The sequence below is a fragment of the Pseudoalteromonas sp. AWH4_217 genome (assembly GCF_056161105.1).
In genome coordinates this window covers 1-378 of sequence record NZ_JBSWYM010000069.1, presented here as the reverse complement: position 1 = coordinate 378, position 378 = coordinate 1, and the positions used below count along the sequence as shown (strand labels likewise).

At 44.7% G+C, this 378-nt stretch carries 1 protein-coding gene; it reads right to left on the bottom strand.

Features of this window, described 5'->3' with window-relative positions; translation table 11 throughout:
* The coding region (locus ACXAH1_RS24710; protein ID WP_475200336.1) for a fibrinogen-like YCDxxxxGGGW domain-containing protein at positions 1 to 334 on the bottom strand (334 nt) is incomplete at its 3' end.
* Positions 335 to 378: the final 44 nt, after the last annotated feature.

Sequence of the window (378 nt, the reverse complement as noted above, 5' to 3'; positions counted from 1 at the left end):
ATCCCCAGGAAGAACGAATTTTTTCCAAATCAGACGTTGTCAGATTATTTCCGAAAGCGTACTTACCATCTGCACATGCAGTTTGCGAACAGGAGATTTGCTCTCGCGCATCAGAAAATGGGCTTAAGTCTTTCTGGAAGAGCCACAGTTTGGTTGGATCATTCGGATTGGTTTCAGGTTCAGTACCATAGTCTGCAACTCGGGCCATGCCTCCAGGTGCTGTCTTTGGATAGCTGCCTACTAAGGTCCAGCCACCATCATCTGTTGTCATATCACAATAAACAGAAAGCGTTTCGCCACTTTTTGTACTAATGTCGTAAACACCGTCACCCATACTCATACCAGCGAGCAAAATGTCGTTACATGAGTAATAAGAAC